Raw genomic sequence first — 20,316 nt, forward strand, 5'->3', positions numbered from 1 at the left:
CCGCGGCCGCGGAGGAACGCTTCTAGGAGTTCACCGAGGCGTGGGGGGCCAAGTACCCCGCGATCATCAAGCTCTGGTCCGACGCGTGGGCCGAGTTCGTCCCGTTCTTGCAGTTCGACGCCGAGATCCGCCAGATCGCGTGCACCACGAGCGCCACCGAGTCCGTGAACACCCGGGCCCGCAAGGCCGTCCGCGCCGGGGCCATTTCCCGAACGAGCAGGCCGCCCTCAAGCGCGCCTACCTCGCGGTGATGGCCCTGGACCGGACCGGCACAGGCAGCGCCCGCTGGACCCAACGCTGGAAGGCGGCACTCAACGCCTTCGAGGTCACCTTCGACGGTCGGCTGTCCGCCGGCCGACGCTGAACATCAACAACTTGAGCTACACCGAAAACTGGACAGAGCCGATCACCTGGCTGCACGGCGAAGTGGGGTGACCTTGCCTGCGAGATGTCCGGTCGGTGGAGCACCAGCAGTTGTGCCCCACCGACCAGGGTTGATCAGAACTTCCCGCAGAACTGCCTGCCGCTGCCGTTCGCGTAGCCCGAGTGGTAGATGGCCTTGGCGGTCACGGGGCCGTAGAGGCCGTCAGCCGCAACCCCAGCCGTCCTCTGCGCCGCGATGAGCGCCGACCGGGTTGCGGGACCGAAGCTGCCGTCGACCGCGATGTTCTGGCCATAGCAGTCCTTCAGGCTCCGCTGCAGCAACGTGACGGGGTACCCGGTGCGGCCCTGGGAGAGGGTGCACTTGTAGGTCGTCGTGCCACCGCTGACGAAGCCGGGCACGCCGAGGTTGCCGGCGGGCAGGTAGTGATCGTTGCAGAACGGGGTGGCTGCCGAGGCGGGAGCTGCGAGTGCCGTCCCAACGGCCATCCCGCCGAGGGTGAGGGCGAGAGTCACAAGAGCGCCCAGGGTGCGACGCTGGACCTGACGCATGTGATGTACCTCCGGAGTGTCCGTTTAGCACCGATTTGGCGCTGCGGCCACGATAACAGGTCACCCGGCTTCGCGTCCGAGAATGTCCCGGACGCGGCCCAGCCTTTCGCCGACCTGGCGCTCGTAGCCGCGGTCCGTCGGCGTGTAGTACCGGGAGCCGACCAGCGTGTCGGGCAGGTACTGCTGCGCCGCGACGCCGTGGGGCGCGTCGTGCGCGTACCGGTACCCGGTGCCGTGCCCGAGCTGCTTCGCGCCCGGGTAGTGCGCGTCGCGCAGGTGCGTCGGGACGGACCCGGCCTTCCCGGCGCGCACGTCCGCGAGCGCCGCGTCGATCCCGAGGTAGGCGGCGTTGGACTTGGGCGCGGTCGCGAGGTGCACGACGGCCTCCGCGAGGACGATCCGCCCCTCGGGCATGCCGATGAGCTGGACGGCCTGGGCGGCGGCGACGGCGGTCTGGAGCGCGGACGGGTCGGCCATGCCGACGTCCTCCGCCGCGGCGATGACGATGCGCCGGGCGATGAAGCGCGGGTCCTCGCCCGCCGCGATCATGCGCGCGAGGTAGTGCAGAGAGGCGTCGACGTCGGAGCCGCGCATGGACTTGATGAACGCGGACACGACGTCGTAGTGCTGGTCGCCGTCGCGGTCGTAGCGCACGGCGGCCACGTCGACGGCGCGCTCGACGGTGTCGAGGTCGACGGGTACGGGCTCCGCGGCGTCGGCGGTCGCGTCCTGCGCACCGTCGCCCGACCGGTCCGCGTCGGCGTCCTCGGAGGCCGCCACCGCGATGGGGACCGGGGCGTCGGAGAGGGCGGCACCGGCGGCGGCCTCGAGGACGGTCAGGGCCTTGCGGGCGTCGCCCCCGGCGAGGCGCACGAGGTGGTCCTCCGCCTCGTCGGTGAGCGCGACGAGGCCGCCGAGCCCCCGGTCGTCGGCGACGGCGCGGCGCACGAGGGCGCGGACGTCGTCGTCCCCCAGCGGCTGGAGCGTGAGCAGGAGCGAACGCGACAGCAGGGGCGAGTTCACGGAGAAGCTCGGGTTCTCGGTGGTCGCCGCGACGAGCGTGACCCAGCGGTTCTCGACGCTCGGCAGGAGCGCGTCCTGCTGGGACTTGGAGAAGCGGTGCACCTCGTCGATGAACAGGACGGTCTCCTCGCCGCCGGTCGCGAGGCGGCGGCGGGCGTCCTCGACGACGGTGCGCACGTCCTTCACGCCCGCGGTGACGGCGGAGAGCTCGACGAAGCGGCGCCCGGACGCGGTCGCGATGAGGTAGGCGAGCGTCGTCTTGCCGGTGCCGGGCGGGCCCCAGAGGATGACGGAGCCGGGCGCGGCACGGCCGCCGGACGCGTCCGCCTCGATGAGCCGCCGCAGGGGCGAGCCGGGGACGAGCAGGTGCCCCTGGCCCGCGACCTCGTCGAGGGCGGCGGGTCGCATGCGCACGGCGAGCGGGGCCCCCGGTCCCGGTCGCGGCGTGCCCTGCGCGCCGGAGGTGGCGGCGCCGAAGAGGTCGCCGCCGAACAGATCACCGGTGGACATGCCCCGAGCCTACGCACCGCCGCCCACGCAGCCCGACGCCGCCGGTGTGGGGAGGTCGGGTGAACGTCGTCCACAGCGTCGCGAGGGATCTGACACGCGGCGCGGGCTGATGCGATGCTGGCGCTCGTGTTCTCGAGCCTCGGTCGTCGTGTCGCCCGTCATCCCCGCCTCACCGTCGTCGTGTGGGTCGCCCTCACCGCGCTCGGGTTCGCGCTCGCGTTGGTCGGCGTGCACGGCGAGAGCGTGTTCGACCGGGTCACCACGGGGGCCCCGACCATCCCCGGGTCCGACAGCGAGCGCGCGACGCAGATCCTCGCCGAGAACGAGGAGGGCGGCCCGGAGATCACGCTCCTGGTGAGCGAGGTCGACCCCGCGGACGCGCAGGTCGTGGAGGCCATGACCGAGGTGAACGCGGACCTCGTGGCGATCGAGGGCGTGGACACGGTCATCAACCCGTACGTGATCCCCGGCGGGGTGGAGGACCCGGCCGCGCAGTCGCTCGTCGCGAGCGGCGGGGACGGGTTCCTCACCGTGGTGACGCTGCGCACCGACCTCGACGCCGAGCGCACGGACGCCGTGGCCGAGCGGGTCGTCGAGCAGCTCGAGGCGACGCCCGGCGTCCTCGCCGAGGCCGCACCGGACGCGGCCGGGGACGCGACGGGCCTCGTGGGCTCGAACGCGCTCATCGTCGACGCCATCACGGGGCAGGTCGAGGAGGACCTGACGACGGGCGAGAAGGTCGCCCTGCCGGTCGCCCTGCTCATCATGGTGCTCGTCTTCGGCGGCTTCCTCGCCGCCGCGATGCCGATGGCCGGGGCCGTCGCGTCCATCGGGACGGGGCTCGGCGTCCTGCTGGGTCTGACGTACGTGCTCGACGTCGACGCGTCCGTGGTCAACGTCGTCACCCTGCTGGGGCTCGGGCTCTCGATCGACTACGGGCTGCTCGTCGTGTCGCGGTTCCGCGAGGAGCTCCACCGGTTCCTCGAGGCCGGCGACGACCCGGCGCTGCGGCGACGGCGCGGGGACGGCGTCGTGCACGCGGCGCTCGTGCGCACGATGGAGACGGCGGGCCGCACCGTCGCGTTCTCCGCGCTCACGGTCGCGATCTCGATCGCCGGGCTCATGGTGTTCCGCCCGGACATCCTGCGGTCCGTCGGGGCCGGCGGCCTCGGCGTCGTCCTCGTCGCCGTCGCGACGGCGCTCACGCTCGTCCCGGCGCTGCTCGCGTTCTCGGGCCGCCGCCTCGCGCGGCCCGGCATCCTCGGTCGGGTCCCCGGCCTGCGCCGCGTGCTCGCCCGGACGGCGGACGTCCAGTCCGACGAGGGCGCCTTCTCCCGGCTCGCGGCGCGCGTGCAGCGTCACCCCGTGTGGGTGCTGCTGACGACGGTCGTCGTGCTCGTCGTGCTCGCGCTGCCCGTCCTCGGCCTGCACATGCGCAACTCCGGCATCGAGCTGCTCCCCCAGGGCTCCCCGCAGCGCGAGTTCGTCGACGAGCTCGCCGCGCAGTACCCGTCGAGCGAGAGCGCCCAGGTGGTGGCCGTGGTCGACGCGAGCGTCGAGGAGGCGCAGGCGTGGGCCGACGACGTCGCGGGGCTGGACGGGGTCGCGAGCGTCGACCCCGCGGCACCGCTCGGCGACTACGCCGTCGTGGGCGTGCACGTCGACGCGGACGACGCCGGTGGCCCGGAGGCGGTGTCGGTCGTGCGCGAGGTGCGGGCGTCCGACAGCAGCTTCGACGTGTGGGTCACCGGGCAGGCGGCCGGGCAGGTCGACTTCCTCGACGCGCTCGGCGAACGCGTGTGGTGGGCCGTCGGGATCGTCGTCGGCGCGACGCTCGTCCTGCTGTTCCTCATGACGGGGTCCGTCGTGGTGCCGGTCAAGGCGCTCCTCACGAACGCGCTGTCGCTCGCGGCCTCGCTCGGCGTGCTCGTCTGGGTCTTCCAGGACGGGCACCTGGAGGGCCTGCTCGACTTCTCCTCGGTCGGGGGGATCGAGACGTACGTGGTGGCGCTCGTCGTCGCCTTCGCGTTCGGCCTCGCCATGGACTACGAGGTGTTCCTGCTCGCGCGCGTCAAGGAGCTCTACGACGCCGGCCACCCCAACGACGAGGCGGTGCGCCTGGGGCTCCAGCGCTCCGGCCGGATCATCACGTCCGCGGCGGCGATCATCATCGTCGTCTTCGCGGGCTTCGTCTTCGGCGACCTCCTCGTCATCAAGGAGGTCGGGTTCGCGCTCGCCGTCGCGGTGCTCATCGACGCCACGATCGTCCGCCTGCTCCTGGTGCCCGCGACGATGACCCTGCTCGGCCGCTTCAACTGGTGGGCGCCACGCCCGCTGCGGCGGGTGCACCGCAAGCTGGCGGTCGCGCACTGACCCCGGGCGGGCGGGTCCGCGGCGCGACGCCGCCGAGCCGGCACGGGACGCTCGCGTCGCCGTGCCGGGGCCCCTCGGAGCGACGCCCGGACGACCGGGGCGGCCCGGCCCACCGGTCGAGGCGCTGGCGGGCGCGCGAGGGCGCGCCGACCCGCCGTCGGGGGGTCGGCGCGCCCTCGCGCGTGGTTCCGGCGGTCACGCCTCCGGCGTGGGCTCGGCCGCGTCGTCCTTCGGCGCGGCCGGCTTCGCGTCGACGCCGGCCTCCTTGCGCTGCTCGGGCGTGATCGGCGCCGGGGCCTGCGTGAGCGGGTCGAACCCGCCGCCCGACTTCGGGAAGGCGATGACGTCGCGGATCGAGTCCGACTTCGTCAGCAGCGCGACGATGCGGTCCCAGCCGAACGCGATCCCGCCGTGCGGGGGCGCACCGAACTTGAACGCGTCGAGGAGGAAGCCGAACTTCTCCTGCGCCTCCTCGGGCCCGATGCCCATGACGTCGAACACGCGCTCCTGGACGTCGCGGCGGTGGATACGGATCGAGCCGCCGCCGATCTCGTTGCCGTTGCACACGATGTCGTACGCGTACGCGAGCGCCTCGCCCGGGCTCTGCTCGAACGTGTCGATCCAGTCGGGCGTGGGAGAGGTGAACGCGTGGTGCACCGCGGTCCAGGCGGAGTGGCCCAGGTCGACGTCGTCGTCCTCGCCCGTGGGCTTGAACAGCGGCGCGTCGACGATCCAGACGAACGCCCACGCGTCCTCGTCGATGGCGCCCGTGCGCTTCGCGATCTCCTGGCGCGCGGCACCGAGCAGCGCGCGCGAGTCCGACGTCTTGCCCGCGGCGAAGAACACGGCGTCGCCCGGCTGCGCGCCGGTCGCGTCGCGCAGGCCCTCGCGCTCGGCGTCGGACAGGTTCTTCGCGACCGGGCCGCCGAGCGTGCCGTCCTCGCCGAACGTCACGTACGCGAGCCCGCGGGCGCCGCGCTGCTTGGCCCACTCCTGCCACGCGTCGAACTGGCGGCGCGGCTGCGACGCCCCGCCCGCCATGACGACGGCGCCCACGTACTCCGCCTGGAACACGCGGAACGGGGTGTCCTTGAAGTAGTCGGTGAGCTCGACGAGCGGGTTGCCGAAGCGCAGGTCGGGCTTGTCCGACCCGTAGAGACGCATGGCGTCGTGGAACGTCATGCGCGGGATCGGGGTCGGGATCGTGTAGCCGATCAGCTCCCACAGCGCGACGAGGATCTTCTCCGCGAGCGCGATCACGTCGTCCTGCTCGACGAAGCTCATCTCGACGTCGAGCTGCGTGAACTCGGGCTGGCGGTCGGCGCGGAAGTCCTCGTCGCGGTAGCAGCGCGCGATCTGGTAGTAGCGCTCCATGCCCGCGACCATGAGCAGCTGCTTGAAGAGCTGCGGCGACTGCGGCAGCGCGTACCAGGAGCCGGGCGCGAGGCGCGCGGGCACGAGGAAGTCCCGCGCGCCCTCGGGCGTCGAGCGCGTGAGGGTCGGCGTCTCGATCTCGACGAACTCCTCGGCGTCGAGCACGCGGCGCGCGGCCTGGTTGACCTTGGCCCGCAGGCGCAGCGCGTGCGCGGGCGCGGGCCGGCGCAGGTCGAGGTAGCGGTGCTTGAGGCGCGCCTCCTCGCCGATCGTCTCGGTGTCCGCGAGCGCCGTGGAGACCTGGAACGGCAGCGCCTCGGACGTGTTGAGCACGACGACGTCGCTCGCCACGACCTCGATCTCGCCCGTCGGGAGCGACGGGTTCTCGTTGCCGTCGGGGCGGCGCGAGACCTCGCCGGTCACCTGGAGGACGAACTCGTTGCGCAGCGGGTGCGCGACGGCCTCGTCGCGGATGACGACCTGGGCGATGCCGGAGGCGTCGCGCAGGTCGATGAAGGCGACGCCGCCGTGATCGCGCCGACGGTCGACCCAGCCCGTGAGGGTGACGGTCTGACCGGTGTGCTCGGCCCGTAGTGAGCCGGCCGTTCGGGTGCGCAGCACGGAGGGTTCCTTCCAGGTGGGCGGTGGGGGTCGCGCTCCCGGGGGCGGGCGCGCGTCCGGACGATTCTAGTGCGGGCGGGCGGGCGGCTCGACCGGATACCGTGGCGGTGCCGCCGCGCCACCAGGGCGCCGACCACGTCGCGCGTCCGGAACCTGGGTCCGGAGCTCGGGTCCGGGCCGGCGGCACCGGCGTGCGCCGATCGGCCCGCCGTCCGCACGAGGAGGGGTGACCCGTGGCACGCACCATCGCGACGAACCGGCGCGTCGAGCGCGACGAGCTCGAGCAGTTCCTGCGCTCCCGCCACGACGGCGTGCTCGTCACGACCCGGGCCGACGGCCGGCCCCAACTCAGCCCCGTGACGTACGGGGTCGACGACGCGGGGCGGGTCGTCGTGTCGACGTACCCGGAGCGCGCGAAGGCCGTCAACGTGCGCCGGGACCCGCGCGCGTCGCTGCTCTCGCTCGGCGAGCGTTTCTCCGACCCGTGGGTGCAGGTCGACGGCGAGGCCGAGGTGATCGACCTGCCGGACTCGGTCGAGCCGCTCGTCGACTACTACCGCTCGATCAGCGGTGAGCACCCGGACTGGGACGAGTACCGCGCCGCCATGGTCGCGCAGGGGAAGTCGCTCGTGCGCCTGACGATCACGCGCTGGGGCCCGGTCGCGACGGGGGGCTTCCCGGCGCGCCTCGCGGACGGCTGACGGCCCCGGCGGTACGGCGTAGCGTGCCCACCATGCCGATCACGCTCTGCGTCCTGCTGTGGCCCACCGAGGGCAGCGCCGACCTGCTGAGCCGGTACGAGGACGACGTCCTCGCGCTCGTACCCGTGCACGGCGGCCGCGTGCTGTCGCGCGTGCGCGCGCTGCCCGGTCAGGACGCGTCGCTGCCGACCGAGGTCCAGGTCATCGAGATGCCCGACGACGACGCGCTCGCCGCGTACCTAGCGGACCCCGCGCGCGTGGCGCTGGCCGACGTCCGCGACCGGGCCGTGGCGCGGACGGACATCGTCCGGGTCGGTGCCGTGCCGGATCGCGACGCGTCCTCCTGACTCGCCCGCCGGACGCGCCGGCGCCGTGCCGCGGCGTCGCCCGCCCGTCGGCACCTGGTCAGAACAGGACCTGCTCCACTCCCCCGCCGACGACATCGAGGCCCCCGCCGTCGACCGGCATGCCCGCGAGGGCACCGTCGTGGCCGTGCCGGCGAGGCTCCGACGACGGCCCGGCGAGGCTCCCGGCCGGGTAGACGCCGTCCGTCGGCGGCCCTGCGTCCCCGTGCCGGTCGCCGAGACCGCCGAGCTCGCCCCGGCGGTAGCGGCCCTCGACGCCCGCGGGCCCGCGGTGCCCGGAGACCGCGAAGCCGCGCGCCTGGAGCATCGGGCGCACGCGGTCCCACAGCCACGACCGGTAGGCCTTCGAGGCATACGTGCCGCGCGCGTAGACGCGCTCGTACCCGGGCACGAGCTGCGGGTGCTCGCGGGCGAGCCAGCCCATGTACCACTCGCGCGTGCCGGGCTTGAGGTGCAGGGGCAGGACGGTGACGCCTGTCGCACCGGCGTCCTTCACCGCGTCGAGGAGGTCGGTGAGCGCTCGGGTCGAGTCGGTCAGCCAGGGCAGCACGGGAGCGACCATGACGCCGCACGGCAGTCCGGCCTCGCGGACGGCCCGGACGAGGTCGAGCCGTGCACGGGGCGACGGGGTGCCGGGCTCGACGCTCGCCTGGAGCGCCGGGTCCAGCAGCGCGAGCGAGACACCGATCCCGACCTCGACGCGCGATGCGGCGTCGGCGAGCAGCGGCAGGTCGCGGCGCAGGAGGGTCCCCTTGGTGAGAACGGACAGCGGTGTGCCGGACCCGGCGAGCGCGTCGATGATGCCGGGCATGAGCCGGTAGCGGCCCTCGGCCCGCTGGTAGGGGTCGGTGTTGGTCCCGAGCGCGACCGCCTCGCGGCCCCATGTCCGCCGGCCGACCTCGGCGCGCAGCACCTCGTCGACGTTGACCTTGACCACGACCTCGCGGTCGAAGTCGTCGCCCGCGTCCAGGTCGAGGTACTCGTGCGTGGGCCGCGCGAAGCAGTTGTGGCTCACCACCCCCGCCGCCACGAAGTCGCGCGTGCCGGTCGTGATGTCGACGAGCTCGGTCACCTCCCCCGGCCCGTCGAGGGCCTCGAGCGAGTCGACGCGCAGCGCGTCGCCGCCGGTGACGTCGCGACCCTCGAGCGCGAGCCCCTCGTCCGCGAGCGCCGCGGCCCCCGGGCCGACGAGCACGTCGCCGAGCGCGAGGTGGGCGCGGTGCCCGGCGCCGCCGACGACGTGGCGCCAGCCGCGCTCCGTGAGGAACCGGTGGTCGCCGCTCGCGACGAGGCGCGTGCCGTCGGCGAGGGTCACGCGGTAGGCGCGCTTGCGCGTCGTCCACCGGTCGAGGACGCGCGTGCGCACGTACCGCCGGTACGCGCCGTGCGGCGCGGTCCCCACGATCTCGTCGCCGACGCGCAGCTCGCCGATCGGGCGCTGGCTGCCGTCGGCCAGGAGCACGGGGGTCGACGGGGCGAGGCAGTAGGAGCACGCGTGGCTGCACCCCCGGTACGGGTTGACCGTCCAGCGGAACGGCATGCGCGACATCGCCGGCACCTTGGACAGCGCGCTCTTGGCGGTCACCTCGTGGAAGGTGATCCCGGCGAACTCGGGCGTGCGCACGCTGCGCACCAGGCCGACGCGCTCCAGCCCGGGGAGCGCTCCGTCGTCCGCGCCGATCGCCTGTCCGTCCCACCGCACGAGAGCATTCGAACAGGTGTTCGAATGCGTGTCAAGGCCGCTCGGACGTGTGCGCTCCCTCGCGAGGTCGACCGCCCCTCGCAGGGGCCCACCGACCGGCCCGCTACCCGCGTCATGCCGTCACAGCGTCGTCACGGCGCGTCCTCCTCAGCCCACGCCCTGAGCAGGCCCAGGTTCGCGAGCGGGACGTGGTGACCGATCCGCGGGTGGTCGAGCGTCACGCCCACGACGCCGGCCGCGCCGAACGAGGCGACGTAGTCGATCGCGTCCGGTAGCGGCACCCCGAGCAGCGGGACCGCGACGCCGTCGGCGGCGACGCCCAGCGCGACCGCGGCCTCCCGTGCCCGGTCGGCGCTGCTGTAGAGGCAGACCATCGGCCCCTGCGTCGCGCCCACGGCGTAGGGACGGGGCCGGTCCTCGGGTCCCCGCGCGATGAAGAACCAGGTCTTGAGCCGCGTCGTCTGCCGCCACAGCGCGATCTGCGCCGTCGTGTCTCCGGCGGGCGCGGCCCGGACCGCCTCGTCGAGACGGTCCAGCTCCGCGACCGCGGCCGGGTCGTTGCCCCTCGTCATGCCGCCACGTTCTCACGCCACGCCACACCGTCCCGCGGGCTGAGACACCAGGATTGTCGAGAGCGCACCGAGGCCCTAGGGTCGGGGGCGAACGCCCCCGGGGAGCGCACGAGCGCTGAGAGTGCAGGCCGGACACCCGTCCCTCCTGCAGACCCGTGGAACCTGATCTGGTTCGTACCAGCGAAGGGAGCAGGGCCGACGTCACCGTCCCCTGCGCGCTCGTGCCCGCGCGCCCCGCGCCCGGCCGTGCGTGCGGGCCGAGGCGGTGGCGCGCCGTCGTGCACCCCTCGCCCCGGGGGCCTGACGGAGGGAACCGCATGGCCGAGCCCCGCACCACCCCGCAGCACACGACCCCGGGCACCGCCCCCGGGGCGGCCGTCGGGACGACCGACGACCCGGTCGCCGAGACCGCCGGCCACGCGCTCCCGGCGAAACCCGCGCGCGCCGCGCGCCGCCGGGGCCCGACCCTGCACGAGACGGTGCTGATCGCCGTGCTCGGTGTCGTCTTCGGGTTCGTGTACTGGGCGTTCGTGCAGCTCTGGGCGCCCTTGCAGCTCGCGATGGGCCCGCTCGCGGACCTCGCCGCGAACGTCCTCGCGGGAGCGTGGATCGTCGTCGGACCGCTGGCCACGTACATCGTGCGCAAGCCGGGTGTCGGCATCCTGGCCGAGACGCTCGCCGCGCTCGTCGAGGTCGTCTTCCTCGCCTCCCCCGCCGGGCCGCTCCTGCTCGTCGTGGGCCTGGTCCAGGGCCTCGGCGCCGAGCTGCCGTTCGCGCTCACGCGCTACCGCCGGTTCGGCTGGTGGGTGTTCGTCGCGTCGGGAGCGAGCGCCGCGCTCGTCACGTACGCCTTCAACGCCGTGCGCTTCGGCTGGCTCGGCCAGGACTACGCGATGCTCCGGCTCGGGATCCAGGTCGTGTCGTGCGTCGTGCTGTGCGGCCTCGCGGCCCGCCTCCTCGGCGACGCGCTCGCCCGCACGGGCGCCCTCGACGCCTTCGCGATCGGCACGGCCCGCCGTGGCTGAGGAAACCGCGCACGTGCCCGATGCGCTCGCTCTCGACGCCGTCACGGTCGCCGGCGTGACCGTGCACCTCGGGCACCGCGGCACCCGGGTGCTCGACGACGTCGACGTCACCGTCCCGGCCGGGGCCAGCCTCCTCGTCCTCGGCCCGTCCGGCTGCGGGAAGTCGACCCTCCTGCGCGCGCTCGGTGGCGTCGTCCCGCACACGCTCCCGGGCACCGTCGCGGGTGGGCTGCGCGTGGCGGGGCTCGACCCGCGCGACGTGCCGCCGCCCGTGCTCGCCGCCCGCGTGGGCCTGGTCCAGCAGCGGCCCGGCGACCAGCTGTGCCTGGCGCGCGTGGACGAGGAGCTGCGGTTCGCGCTCGAGAACCGCGGTGCCGACCCGCGCACCATGGACGACCGCGCGACCGCCGCGCTCGCCGCCGTCGGCGCCGCGCACCTGCACGACCGTGCGACCCATGCGCTCTCCGGCGGCGAGGCACAGCGCGTCGCGGTCGCCGCCGTGCTCGTCGCCGACCCCGAGCTCGTCGTCCTCGACGAGCCCACCGCGCTCCTGGACCCCGCCGCCGCCCACGAGGTCGGGACGCTCGTCGCCGGCCTCGCCCGGACACCCGGGTCCGACGGCGAGGAGTTGCCCGCCAGGCCCCCCCACCGCTCCGTCGTGCTCGTCGAGCACCGCCTGGACGACCTGGGGGCGCTGCCCGGCGCCACCCTGGTGCTCGGCCGCGAGGGCCGGGTCGTCGCGCACGGCCCCACCCACCGCGTCCTGCGCGAGCACGCGCGCGAGCTCGCCGACCTGGGGTGCTGGCTGCCGCTCGCTGTCCGCCTGGAGCAGGCGGGCGCCCCGGGGCCGCTCGGCTCCTCGGCGACCGACGAGTGGCTGATCGATCTCGCGCGGACGTCGCCCGCACCCTCGAAGACCTCGGACCGGCGCTCGACCGCGTCCCCGACGGGCTCGGAGCGCCCGGCAGCGCTCCAGGCGCGCGGGCTGGCCGTCCACCGGGGCGGCCCTGGCGCGGGACGCGCCCGCCGGGACGAGCACCCCGTCGTGCGCGACGTCGACCTCGACGTCCACGCGGGCGAGGTGCTCGCCGTCGTCGGGCCCAACGGGGGCGGCAAGTCGACGCTCCTGCGCGGCCTGGCCGGGCTCGAACGCACCACGGGGGACCTCACGACCTCGACCCGTGAACCGGTCGCGATGGTGTTCCAGGACCCCGAGCACCAGCTCGTCGCGCGCACCGTGCGCGAGGAGGTCGCGTGGTCGGCGCGACGGGCCCGCGTCGCGGACCTGGAGGCACGCGTCGAGCGGACGCTCGACATGTTCGGGCTCGTGCACCTCGCCGACGCGAACCCGTACCGGCTCTCGGGCGGCGAGCAGCGGCGCCTGTCCCTCGCGACGGCGACCGTGCTCGACCCGCCCGTCCTCCTCGCCGACGAACCGACGTCCGGCCTGGACCGTGCCCAGGCCCACGCAGCCGCCCGTGTGCTGCGGGGCCGCGCCGACGCGGGCGGTGCCGTGGTCGTCGTCTCGCACGACCTCTCGCTCGTCGCGGCGATCGCCGACCGCGTCGCCGTGGTCGTCGACGGCGCGCTCACCACGGTCGCCGAGCCGTCCACGGTGCTCGCCGACGACGCGCTGTGCGCGCTCGCGGGCCTACGCCGCCCCCCGCTGCTCTCCTGGTGGGCGCGGACCGGCCGCGCGCGCGGCGTCGACCCGGGCGCGCTCGTGCGCGCGCTCGACACCGCGTGCGACGCAGCGCGCGACGCCGTCGCGAACCCCGGAGGGGCCGACGTCCCGGAGGCCAGGACTCTCACCCCCGCGGAGGTGGCCCCGTGACCGCACGCTCCCCGTCCGTCCTCGAGCGCTGGAACCCGACGGTGAAGCTCGCCACCGTGCTCCTCCTGTCCACGGGCGCGCTGCTCGTCACCGACCCGGTCACCCCCGCGACGGCCTGGATGCTGACGGTCGTGGCCCTGCTCGCGCTCGGCCGTGTGCCGGTCCGCGCGCTCGCGCTGGCCCACGTCCCGTTCGTGGTCTTCGCGTCGAGCCTCCTCGTCGTCAACGTCGCCACCCGGCCGGGCGGCGACGCCGTCGTGCTGGGGCCGCTCACCGTCGGCGCGGACGGGCTGACGATCGGCGCCGCGCTCGCGCTGCGCACCCTGTTCGTCGGGGCGCTGTCGCTCGTGCTCGTCCTCACGACCGACCCCGTGCGCCTCATGACGAGCCTGCACCAGCACGCGCACCTGCCCGCGACCTGGACGTTCGCGGTGCTCGCCGCGCACCGGCTGCTCGTCGAGCTTCCCGACGCGTGGCACACGATCCGCTGCGCGCAGGCGGTCCGCGATCCCCGGCGTCGCCCCGGCCGGCTCCCCCGGTCGCCCAGGTCGCTCGGCGCGGCTGCCTTCGCGCTCCTCGTCGGGGCGGTGCGCCGGTCCGAGCGACTGACGGTCGCGCTCGAGTCGCGCGGCCTGGGCTCCGGCCCCCGGACGTGCTCGCGGCCCGTCCCGCTCGGCGTGCCCGACGTCGTCGCGGCGGGTGCCGTCCTGGCGGTCGCCGGCGCCGTGGTCACGGCGGGCGTCCTCGGGGGGTGGGTGACCGGGATCGGCGCGCTCACCGCCTGACACGACACCGCCGTCGGCGCTCTCGGGCGGACCCGACCGACAGACCGGGCGGGGCGGCCTCACGCGGGCTCGACGACCGTCCCCTCGCCCGGGATCCCGAGCGCGACCGCACGGACGCCGCCGTCGCGCCCGTGCTCGCGGTAGGCGCGGAACGTCAGCGGCACGCCGCGGGCGACGGACGCGTCGGGGCCGTCCATGACCTGGACGTGCACGTGCGGCTGCGTCGAGTTGCCCGAGTTCCCGCACCGGCCCACCACGTCGCCGGGTGTCACCCGCTCGCCGGCACGCACCGCGACCGACCCCCGCCGCAGGTGGGCGAGCACCACGAAGACGCCCGGCGCGTCGAGCGCGATCACCGCGTGGTTGCCCGCGAGCGCCGCGCCGCCGGCACGAGCCCGGGACGCCTGCGTCAGCGCGTACCCGAGCAGCGCGGACGGCGAGCGCCGCGCCTCGTGGTCGGGCTCGCCGTCGTGCACCGCGACGACGCTGCCTGCGGCGGGGGCGAGGACGGGCAGGCCGAACGCGAGGAACCGCTCCGGCGGTTCCGTACCGAGCGCGGTGCGCCAGTCGCGCACGTCCGCGGTGCGGCGGCCGCGGACCGCGACGAAGTCGATCGCGTACGTCGTGGCGAACAGGTGCGTGCCGTGGCTCGGCACGCGGCGTGCGGGGCTGTTCTGCACCAGCCAGGTGCCGGTGAACGGCAGGGCGAGCTCGACCGGTCGGGCCACGTCGCCTCCCCTCGCGTCCGGCGGGCGCGGTTGCGGTTCGGTCAGCCGGCCGCCGGCACCACGCGCGGGTAGCGGTCCTCGGCGGGCGGCTCCCACGTCGCGGGGTCGGCGTCCACCTGCTCGCCCGAGCGGATGTCCTTGACCTGGTCGGGCCCGCGCGTCCCGTCCTCCTCCACGCGTCCGGGGAACCAGACGAAGGGGATACCGCGCCGGTCGGCGTAGCGGATCTGCTTGCCGAACTTGGCGGCCGCCGGCGCGACCTCGACCGGGACGCCTCGTGCCCGCAGGGCGGTCGCGACCGCGTCGGACGCGCCGCGCGTCTCCTCGCTCGTGACCGCGACGACGACGGCGCTCGGCACCGAGCGCGTCGCCCGGACCAGACCCGCGGAGAGCAGTCGCGAGACCAGGCGGGACACGCCGATCGACAGGCCGACGCCCGGGTACGTGTTCGCGCCGTCGGACGCGAGCGTGTCGTAGCGGCCACCCGAGCAGATCGACCCGAGCTGCTCGTGGCCCACGAGCACCGTCTCGTAGACGGAGCCCGTGTAGTAGTCGAGGCCGCGCGCGATCTTGAGGTCGGCGACGACGACGCCCGGGGCGCGCGCGCTCGCGGCCTCGATCAGTGCGCCGAGCTCGCCGAGCCCGGTCTCGAGCAGGTCGCTCTCGACACCGTGCCGGGCTGCGAGCGCCCGCACGCGGTCGACGACGCCTGTGTCGCTCCCGCTGATCGCGGCGAGAGCCAGGCAGGCCTCGGCCTGCTCCGTCGTGGTGCCCGCCTCCGCGACGAGGAGTGCCGCCACCTTCTCGGGGCCGACCTTGTCGAGCTTGTCGATCTGGCGCAGGACCTCGTCCACGGCGTCGATCCCGAGGCCGCGGTAGAAGCCCTCGGCGACGCGGCGGTTGTTGACCAGGACGCGGACCTCGGGCACGCCGATGTCGCGCAGCGCGCCGAGCGCCTCCGCCATGACGAGCGGCAGCTCGACCTCGTAGTGGTAGGGCAGCTCGCCCGCGCCCACGACGTCGATGTCCGCCTGGGTGAACTCCCGGAACCGGCCGTCCTGGGGGCGCTCGCCGCGCCAGACCTTCTGGATCTGGTAGCGCTTGAACGGGAAGGCGAGGTGCCCGGCGTTCTCGAGCACGTAGCGCGCGAAGGGGACCGTGAGGTCGAAGTGCAGGCCGAGCTGCTTGTCACCCGTGCTCGCGCCCTCCGCCTCGCCGGCCTGCTCCTGGAGACGGCGCAGGACGTACACCTCCTTGGAGGTCTCGCCCTTGCGCAGGAGCTGGTCCAGAGGCTCGACGGCGCGCGTCTCGATCCCGCCGAACCCGTGGAGCTCGAACACCCGGCGCAGGGTGTCGAGGACGTGCTGCTCGACGATCCGACCGTCGGGGAGCCATTCGGGGAAACCGGAGAGGGGTGTGGGCCTGGCCATGGAGGAGATCTTCCCAGACCGCGGCACGCAGGTCCGCATCGTCCCGCCGGACGGACGCGGGCGACGGAAGCGTGTCAGGCCGCGAGGAACGGGTTGGTCGTGAGCTCGCGCGCGACCGTCGTCGCCGGGCCGTGGCCGGGCAGCACGTCCCAGGCGGGGTCGAGACGCGCGACGACGCCGCGCAGCGTGCGGGCCATCGTCGCGCCGTCCCCGCCCGGCAGGTCCGTGCGGCCGACCGACCCGGCGAAGAGCACGTCGCCGCTCAGCACGACCCCTGCCCCGGGCTCTCCCACGAGGTAGAGGGTCGAGCCCTCGGTGTGCCCCGGGGCCCCGACCGCACGCAGCACGAGGTCGCCCCAGCGCAACGTCCGCTCCTCGCCCGCGGCGAGGTCGAACGTCTCCACGCGCGTCGGCTCGCGGTAGTCCTCCGGCCGCGCCCCCGCCGTGGCGAGGGCCGCGCCGAGCGGACCGGAGACGAGCGGGCGCTCGCCCCGGTCGCCGGCGGGCGAGGCGTGCTCGAGACTGCCGAACGGGTCGACGAGCCGGTACGCGTCGGCGGCGTGCAGGACCACGGGGACGTCGAACCGGTCTGCGAGCGCCGCCGCGTCCCAGGTGTGGTCCACGTGCCCGTGGGTCGCGAGCACGGCCCGCGGCACGAGGCCGGCCGACGCGACGTGCGCGACCACGGCATCGGCCACGCCCGCGCCCGCGTCGACCACGACGCACTCCCCGTTCGCGGCGCTCACGACGCTGCAGTTGGTCCCGAAGACGGGCGCGACGACGACGCGGAGCGTCGCGGCGGGCACGCTCGGCGCGTCGTCGTGCAGGGGCGGCGGCGTCGTGCCGGAAGGTCGGACCACGCACAGGAGGGTAGTCCGCGGGGCCCGGCCAGGTCGTGGTACCGCGGCACCGATCGGGGACGCGGCCCGCCGGTCGATACCGGACCGTGACCTGCGGGCGCCAAATCCACCCTCCACCAGGGCGCTCGGTGCCTAGACTGTCCCGTACCGACCGCGGCCGCACCGGGGTCGACCGTGCGCGCCACGACGGCGCCGGACGAAGGAGCTGGGGTGTCGACGAAGAGTCGCGAGCGCGAGCAGGCGCGCCGTCGTGAGGAGAAGTGGGAACGTCACGTCGCCCAGCTCCGCGCGAAGCGTCAGCGGACCTGGTCGATCGTCGGCGTCGTCGCGGCGCTCGTGGTGATCGGCGTCGCCGTGTGGTGGGCGCTGTCCGCCGCCCAGACGCCGGGGACCGACGCGGGCGGGGACGGCCAGGCGACGACGCCGTCGGCCTCCGGCGAGCACACGCTGCCTCCGGCGTCCGCGGCCGAGGGACGCGACTGGACCACGACGCTCACCACGAGCGCGGGAGACCTCACGCTCACGCTCGACGGCGCCGCTGCCCCGCAGGCCGTCGCGAGCTTCGTCTCCCTCGCCGAGTCCGGGTACTTCGACGGCACGTCGTGCCACCGCCTCACCACGTCGGGCATCTACGTGCTCCAGTGCGGCGACCCCACCGGCACGGGGACAGGCGACCCCGGATACAAGTTCGGCCCCATCGAGAACGCCCCGACCGACGACGTGTACCCGGCCGGGACCGTGGCCATGGCCCGTCAGGGCGGCGACGGCGAGTCGATGGGCTCCCAGTTCTTCCTCGTCTACGAGGACTCGACCATCCCGTCCGACGTGGCGGGTGGTTACACGGTGTTCGGCACCATCACGTCCGGCCTGGACGTCGTCCAGGCAGTCGCTGACGCGGGGACGCAGGACGGATCCGGCGACGGGTCCCCCGCCACCCCGGTCACCATCGAAGGAGTTGAGACCCAGTGAGCGATCCCGCCCAGGACCAGGCGAGCGCGCCGACACCGGAGCCCGCGGAGGCGAGCGAGACCGGACGGGTCGACGCGACAGACGTGGAGCCGACGGACGCCCCGACCGATGCGAACGTGAGCACGGAGGCGGTCGAGACCGCCGCTGCCGAGGCCGAGACCGCGGAGGCCGCGCCGACGGAGGCACAGGACACCGTGGCGAACCCCGAGGCGGCCGCGCCGGTCGAGACCGGCAGCGACGGGGTCGAGACGGGCGGCGCGGCCGCCGCAGCCGCGCCGTCGGACCCGGCTGCGGCGCAGAGCGCCGAGAACGCCGCTCCCGCCGAGGAGCGTGCCACCACCGAGGAGCCGGCGACGCCGAAGCCCGCCGGGCCGCGCCCCGGCCCCCGGCCCAAGCCGTCCGCCCTCCCGCACCCCCCGCGCAAGCCCGTCGCTCCCGCGGCCGGCGGCCCGGCCGCGCCGGCGGTCGCGCCCGAGGTGCCCGCTGTCCCGGCGCTCGCCGACGACTCGGCGGCCGCGAAGGCCGCCGCCGAGTTCGGCCGCGTCGACGAGGACGGCACGGTCTACGTCCGCGAGGGCGCGGGCGAGCGCCCCGTGGGTCAGTTCCCCGGTGTCGACGCCGACGAGGCGCTCGCGTTGTACGTGCGGCGCTACCTCGACCTCCAGGCGAAGGTCGCGCTCTTCGAGGCGCGCCTGACGAGCACCGACCTGTCGGTCAAGGAGATCGACCAGACGATCGCCCGGCTCACCGAGGAGACCGCCGAGCCGTCCGCGGTGGGCGACCTCGACGGCCTGCGCGCGAAGGTCGAGTCGCTGCGCGGCGTCGCGGCCGAGCGCCGCAGCCAGCTCGAGGCGGAGCGCACGGCCGCCAAGGCGGCCGCGCTCGCGGCCCGTACCGAGATCATCGAGGCGGCGGAGAGGATCGCCGCGACCGACCCCAGCCGCATGCAGTGGCGACCCGCCGGCGAGGAGCTGCGTGCCCTGCTCGACCGCTGGAAGGAGGCGCAGCGCTCCGGCCCGCGCATCGACCGCGCGAGCGAGGAGGCGCTGTGGAAGCGGTTCAGCCACGCGCGGACCGCGTTCGACCGCGAGCGCCGCCACTACTTCGCCGAGCTCGAGCAGCGCAACGCTGCCGCCAAGGCCGCCAAGGAGAAGCTCGTCGCCGAGGCGGAGGCGCTCTCGTCGAGCACCGACTGGGGTCCGACGGCGGGTGCTTACCGCGACCTCATGGCGCGGTGGAAGGCGGCCGGCCGCGCGAGCCGCAAGGACGACGACGCGCTGTGGGCCCGGTTCCGCGCCGCGCAGGACACGTTCTTCCAGGCCCGTGACGCCGTGAACTCGGCGACCGACGCGGAGTACGCCGCGAACCTCGAGGTCAAGGAGGCACTGCTCGCCGAGGCGGAGAAGCTCGTCCCGGTCAAGGACCTCGGCGCCGCGAAGGCCGCGCTGCGCGACCTCCAGGAGCGCTGGGAGGAGGCCGGCCGGGTCCCACGCGGCGACCTGCAGCGCGTCGAGGGCCGCCTGCGCGCCGTCGAGAACGCCGTCCGCGACGCCGAGCAGGCGCAGTGGACGCGGACCAACCCCGAGACGCGGGCGCGCGCCGAGGGTGCCGCGGCGCAGCTCGAGGCCGCGATCGAAGCCCTCGAGGCGGACCTCGCGGCCGCGCAGAGCCGTGGCGACGAGCGCGCCGTCAAGGAGGCCGAGACGGCGCTCACCGCGCGTCGCGCCTGGCTGGAGCAGGTCGTCCGTGCCGCGGAGGACTCGCGCGGCTGACGCCGCCGCCGTCGAGCACCTGCTCGGGCTCGGAGGGGCCGGCGCTCGTCCACAGGCGAGCGCCGGCCCCTTCCGCGTGTCCGGGCCGGTGGTGCACGGTGTGCACATGCTGACCAGCCCTCGCACCGCCTCGCCCGCCGCGGCCTTGACGCGGCTGCTCGCACCTCGCGGCACGGACGTGGGACTTCTCGTCGTGCCGGCGGACGTGGGTGGGCACGCCGCCTTCCAGGACCTCCTGCGGTCGGGGGCGCTCCGCCGCCTCTGGGGCGACGTCGCCGCGCCCGCGCTCGTTCCTGACACGCCGCCGACCCTCCGAGCGCTCGCCGTCCGCGACCTGGTCCCGGAGGGGACGGTCCTCGCCGGGAGCGCTGCGGCCTGGGTGCTGTGCGGCTCGCCGGCGCCGCGCGCGCTCGACGTCGTGTACCCGCCCGGTCGGCACCGTCCGGCACCGCTCGCAGGCCGGGCGCCGCGCCAGTCGCACGTGCTGCGCGACGACCGGACCCTGGTCGCGGGGGTGCTGGTGACGTCGGTCGTGCGGACCGCCCTCGACGTCGCGACACGGTGCGCGCCCGACGAGGCACTGCGGACCCTCCGCCGACTGCGTGACGTGTGCGGGCTCGAGCCCCGGCTCGCCGCCCGGTCGCTCGAGCTGCGCCACCGGTGGGCCGATCGGCCCCGGGCGCGACGCACCCTGGCGCTCCTGCTCGCCGAGGAGGAGGACCCGGTCTAGGTTGGTCGG

At 75.1% G+C, this 20,316-nt stretch carries 18 protein-coding genes, 1 pseudogene and 1 riboswitch; of the genes and pseudogenes, 11 read left to right on the plus strand and 8 right to left on the minus strand.

Features of this window, described 5'->3' with window-relative positions:
• Positions 1-65: 65 nt before the first annotated feature.
• Together JN535_RS21510 and JN535_RS21515 are read left to right on the plus strand one after the other, a co-directional pair.
• Positions 66-137: pseudogene (locus JN535_RS21510) on the plus strand (hypothetical protein); the annotation flags it as partial.
• Between the two features lie 2 nt (positions 138-139).
• Positions 140-364, plus strand: a complete 225-nt coding sequence (locus JN535_RS21515) for a hypothetical protein (protein WP_240200845.1) — start codon at positions 140-142, stop codon at positions 362-364.
• Between the two features lie 134 nt (positions 365-498).
• Here the strand turns inward: JN535_RS21515 and JN535_RS07130 are convergent, their stop codons facing one another.
• Together JN535_RS07130 and JN535_RS07135 are read right to left on the minus strand one after the other, a co-directional pair.
• Positions 499-933, minus strand: a complete 435-nt coding sequence (locus JN535_RS07130) for a peptidoglycan-binding domain-containing protein (protein ID WP_205204254.1) — start codon at positions 931-933, stop codon at positions 499-501.
• A 60-nt stretch (positions 934-993) separates the two neighbouring features.
• Entirely contained in the window at positions 994-2,466 is a 1,473-nt protein-coding gene (locus JN535_RS07135; RefSeq protein ID WP_205204256.1) for a replication-associated recombination protein A, read from the minus strand.
• Positions 2,467-2,592: 126 nt separating this feature from the next.
• Here JN535_RS07135 and JN535_RS07140 point away from each other — a divergent pair, with 126 nt between their 5' ends.
• Positions 2,593-4,839, plus strand: coding sequence for an MMPL family transporter (locus JN535_RS07140; protein ID WP_307868349.1), 2,247 nt, complete (start codon positions 2,593-2,595; stop codon positions 4,837-4,839).
• A 195-nt stretch (positions 4,840-5,034) separates the two neighbouring features.
• Here JN535_RS07140 and aspS read toward each other — a convergent pair whose 3' ends face one another.
• On the minus strand, positions 5,035-6,834 hold the full coding sequence (gene aspS / locus JN535_RS07145; protein ID WP_205204260.1) for an aspartate--tRNA ligase: 1,800 nt from the start codon (positions 6,832-6,834) through the stop codon (positions 5,035-5,037).
• 233 nt (positions 6,835-7,067) lie between these two features.
• Between aspS and JN535_RS07150 the strand changes: the two genes are divergently transcribed.
• Complete coding sequence (locus tag JN535_RS07150; RefSeq protein WP_205204262.1) at positions 7,068-7,535, plus strand: PPOX class F420-dependent oxidoreductase; 468 nt, start codon at positions 7,068-7,070, stop codon at positions 7,533-7,535.
• A 32-nt stretch (positions 7,536-7,567) separates the two neighbouring features.
• On the plus strand, positions 7,568-7,882 hold the full coding sequence (locus JN535_RS07155) for a hypothetical protein (protein WP_205204264.1): 315 nt from the start codon (positions 7,568-7,570) through the stop codon (positions 7,880-7,882).
• 58 nt (positions 7,883-7,940) lie between these two features.
• Here JN535_RS07155 and JN535_RS07160 read toward each other — a convergent pair whose 3' ends face one another.
• The gene (locus JN535_RS07160) at positions 7,941-9,602 is read right to left on the minus strand and encodes an Rv2578c family radical SAM protein (protein ID WP_205204266.1); all 1,662 of its coding nucleotides are present in this window, start codon (positions 9,600-9,602) and stop codon (positions 7,941-7,943) included.
• A gap of 131 nt (positions 9,603-9,733) precedes the next feature.
• Positions 9,734-10,174: a hypothetical protein gene (locus tag JN535_RS07165; RefSeq protein ID WP_205204268.1), complete on the minus strand. Its 441-nt coding sequence runs from the start codon at positions 10,172-10,174 to the stop codon at positions 9,734-9,736.
• 88 nt (positions 10,175-10,262) lie between these two features.
• Positions 10,263-10,382, plus strand: a riboswitch (TPP riboswitch).
• 109 nt (positions 10,383-10,491) lie between these two features.
• Here JN535_RS07165 and JN535_RS07170 point away from each other — a divergent pair.
• The 3 genes from JN535_RS07170 to JN535_RS07180 are packed head-to-tail and all read left to right on the plus strand — an operon-like array spanning position 10,492 to position 13,818.
• Positions 10,492-11,199 (plus strand): ECF transporter S component, encoded by a 708-nt coding sequence (locus tag JN535_RS07170; protein ID WP_205204270.1) that lies wholly within the window; start codon positions 10,492-10,494, stop codon positions 11,197-11,199.
• Complete coding sequence (locus JN535_RS21205) at positions 11,192-13,033, plus strand: ABC transporter ATP-binding protein (RefSeq protein WP_205204279.1); 1,842 nt, start codon at positions 11,192-11,194, stop codon at positions 13,031-13,033. Before JN535_RS07170 ends, JN535_RS21205 begins: the two co-directional genes overlap by 8 nt.
• Complete coding sequence (locus JN535_RS07180; protein ID WP_205204281.1) at positions 13,030-13,818, plus strand: energy-coupling factor transporter transmembrane component T family protein; 789 nt, start codon at positions 13,030-13,032, stop codon at positions 13,816-13,818. Before JN535_RS21205 ends, JN535_RS07180 begins: the two co-directional genes overlap by 4 nt.
• A 59-nt stretch (positions 13,819-13,877) precedes the next feature.
• On the opposite strand, the gene JN535_RS07185 is transcribed toward JN535_RS07180, so the two are convergent.
• From JN535_RS07185 to JN535_RS07195, 3 genes are all read right to left on the minus strand, one after another.
• Positions 13,878-14,546: a M23 family metallopeptidase gene (locus JN535_RS07185; RefSeq protein WP_205204283.1), complete on the minus strand. Its 669-nt coding sequence runs from the start codon at positions 14,544-14,546 to the stop codon at positions 13,878-13,880.
• A gap of 41 nt (positions 14,547-14,587) precedes the next feature.
• Positions 14,588-15,976, minus strand: a complete 1,389-nt coding sequence (gene hisS / locus JN535_RS07190) for a histidine--tRNA ligase (RefSeq protein ID WP_205204285.1) — start codon at positions 15,974-15,976, stop codon at positions 14,588-14,590.
• 74 nt (positions 15,977-16,050) lie between these two features.
• Positions 16,051-16,836, minus strand: coding sequence for an MBL fold metallo-hydrolase (locus JN535_RS07195; protein ID WP_307868351.1), 786 nt, complete (start codon positions 16,834-16,836; stop codon positions 16,051-16,053).
• A gap of 210 nt (positions 16,837-17,046) precedes the next feature.
• Here JN535_RS07195 and JN535_RS07200 point away from each other — a divergent pair, with 210 nt between their 5' ends.
• The 3 genes from JN535_RS07200 to JN535_RS07210 all read left to right on the plus strand — a co-directional run bounded on the left by JN535_RS07200 (position 17,047) and on the right by JN535_RS07210 (position 20,307).
• Positions 17,047-17,805: a peptidylprolyl isomerase gene (locus JN535_RS07200; RefSeq protein WP_205204287.1), complete on the plus strand. Its 759-nt coding sequence runs from the start codon at positions 17,047-17,049 to the stop codon at positions 17,803-17,805.
• Complete coding sequence (locus JN535_RS07205; protein WP_307868352.1) at positions 17,802-19,577, plus strand: DUF349 domain-containing protein; 1,776 nt, start codon at positions 17,802-17,804, stop codon at positions 19,575-19,577. Before JN535_RS07200 ends, JN535_RS07205 begins: the two co-directional genes overlap by 4 nt.
• Before the next feature lie 106 nt (positions 19,578-19,683).
• Positions 19,684-20,307 carry a hypothetical protein gene (locus JN535_RS07210; protein ID WP_205204289.1) on the plus strand — a complete coding sequence of 208 codons (624 nt, stop codon included), beginning with the start codon at positions 19,684-19,686 and terminating at the stop codon, positions 20,305-20,307.
• Positions 20,308-20,316 lie beyond the last annotated feature (9 nt).

It is taken from the genome of Cellulosimicrobium cellulans (assembly GCF_016921195.1).
GTDB lineage: Bacteria > Actinomycetota > Actinomycetes > Actinomycetales > Cellulomonadaceae > Cellulosimicrobium > Cellulosimicrobium cellulans_F.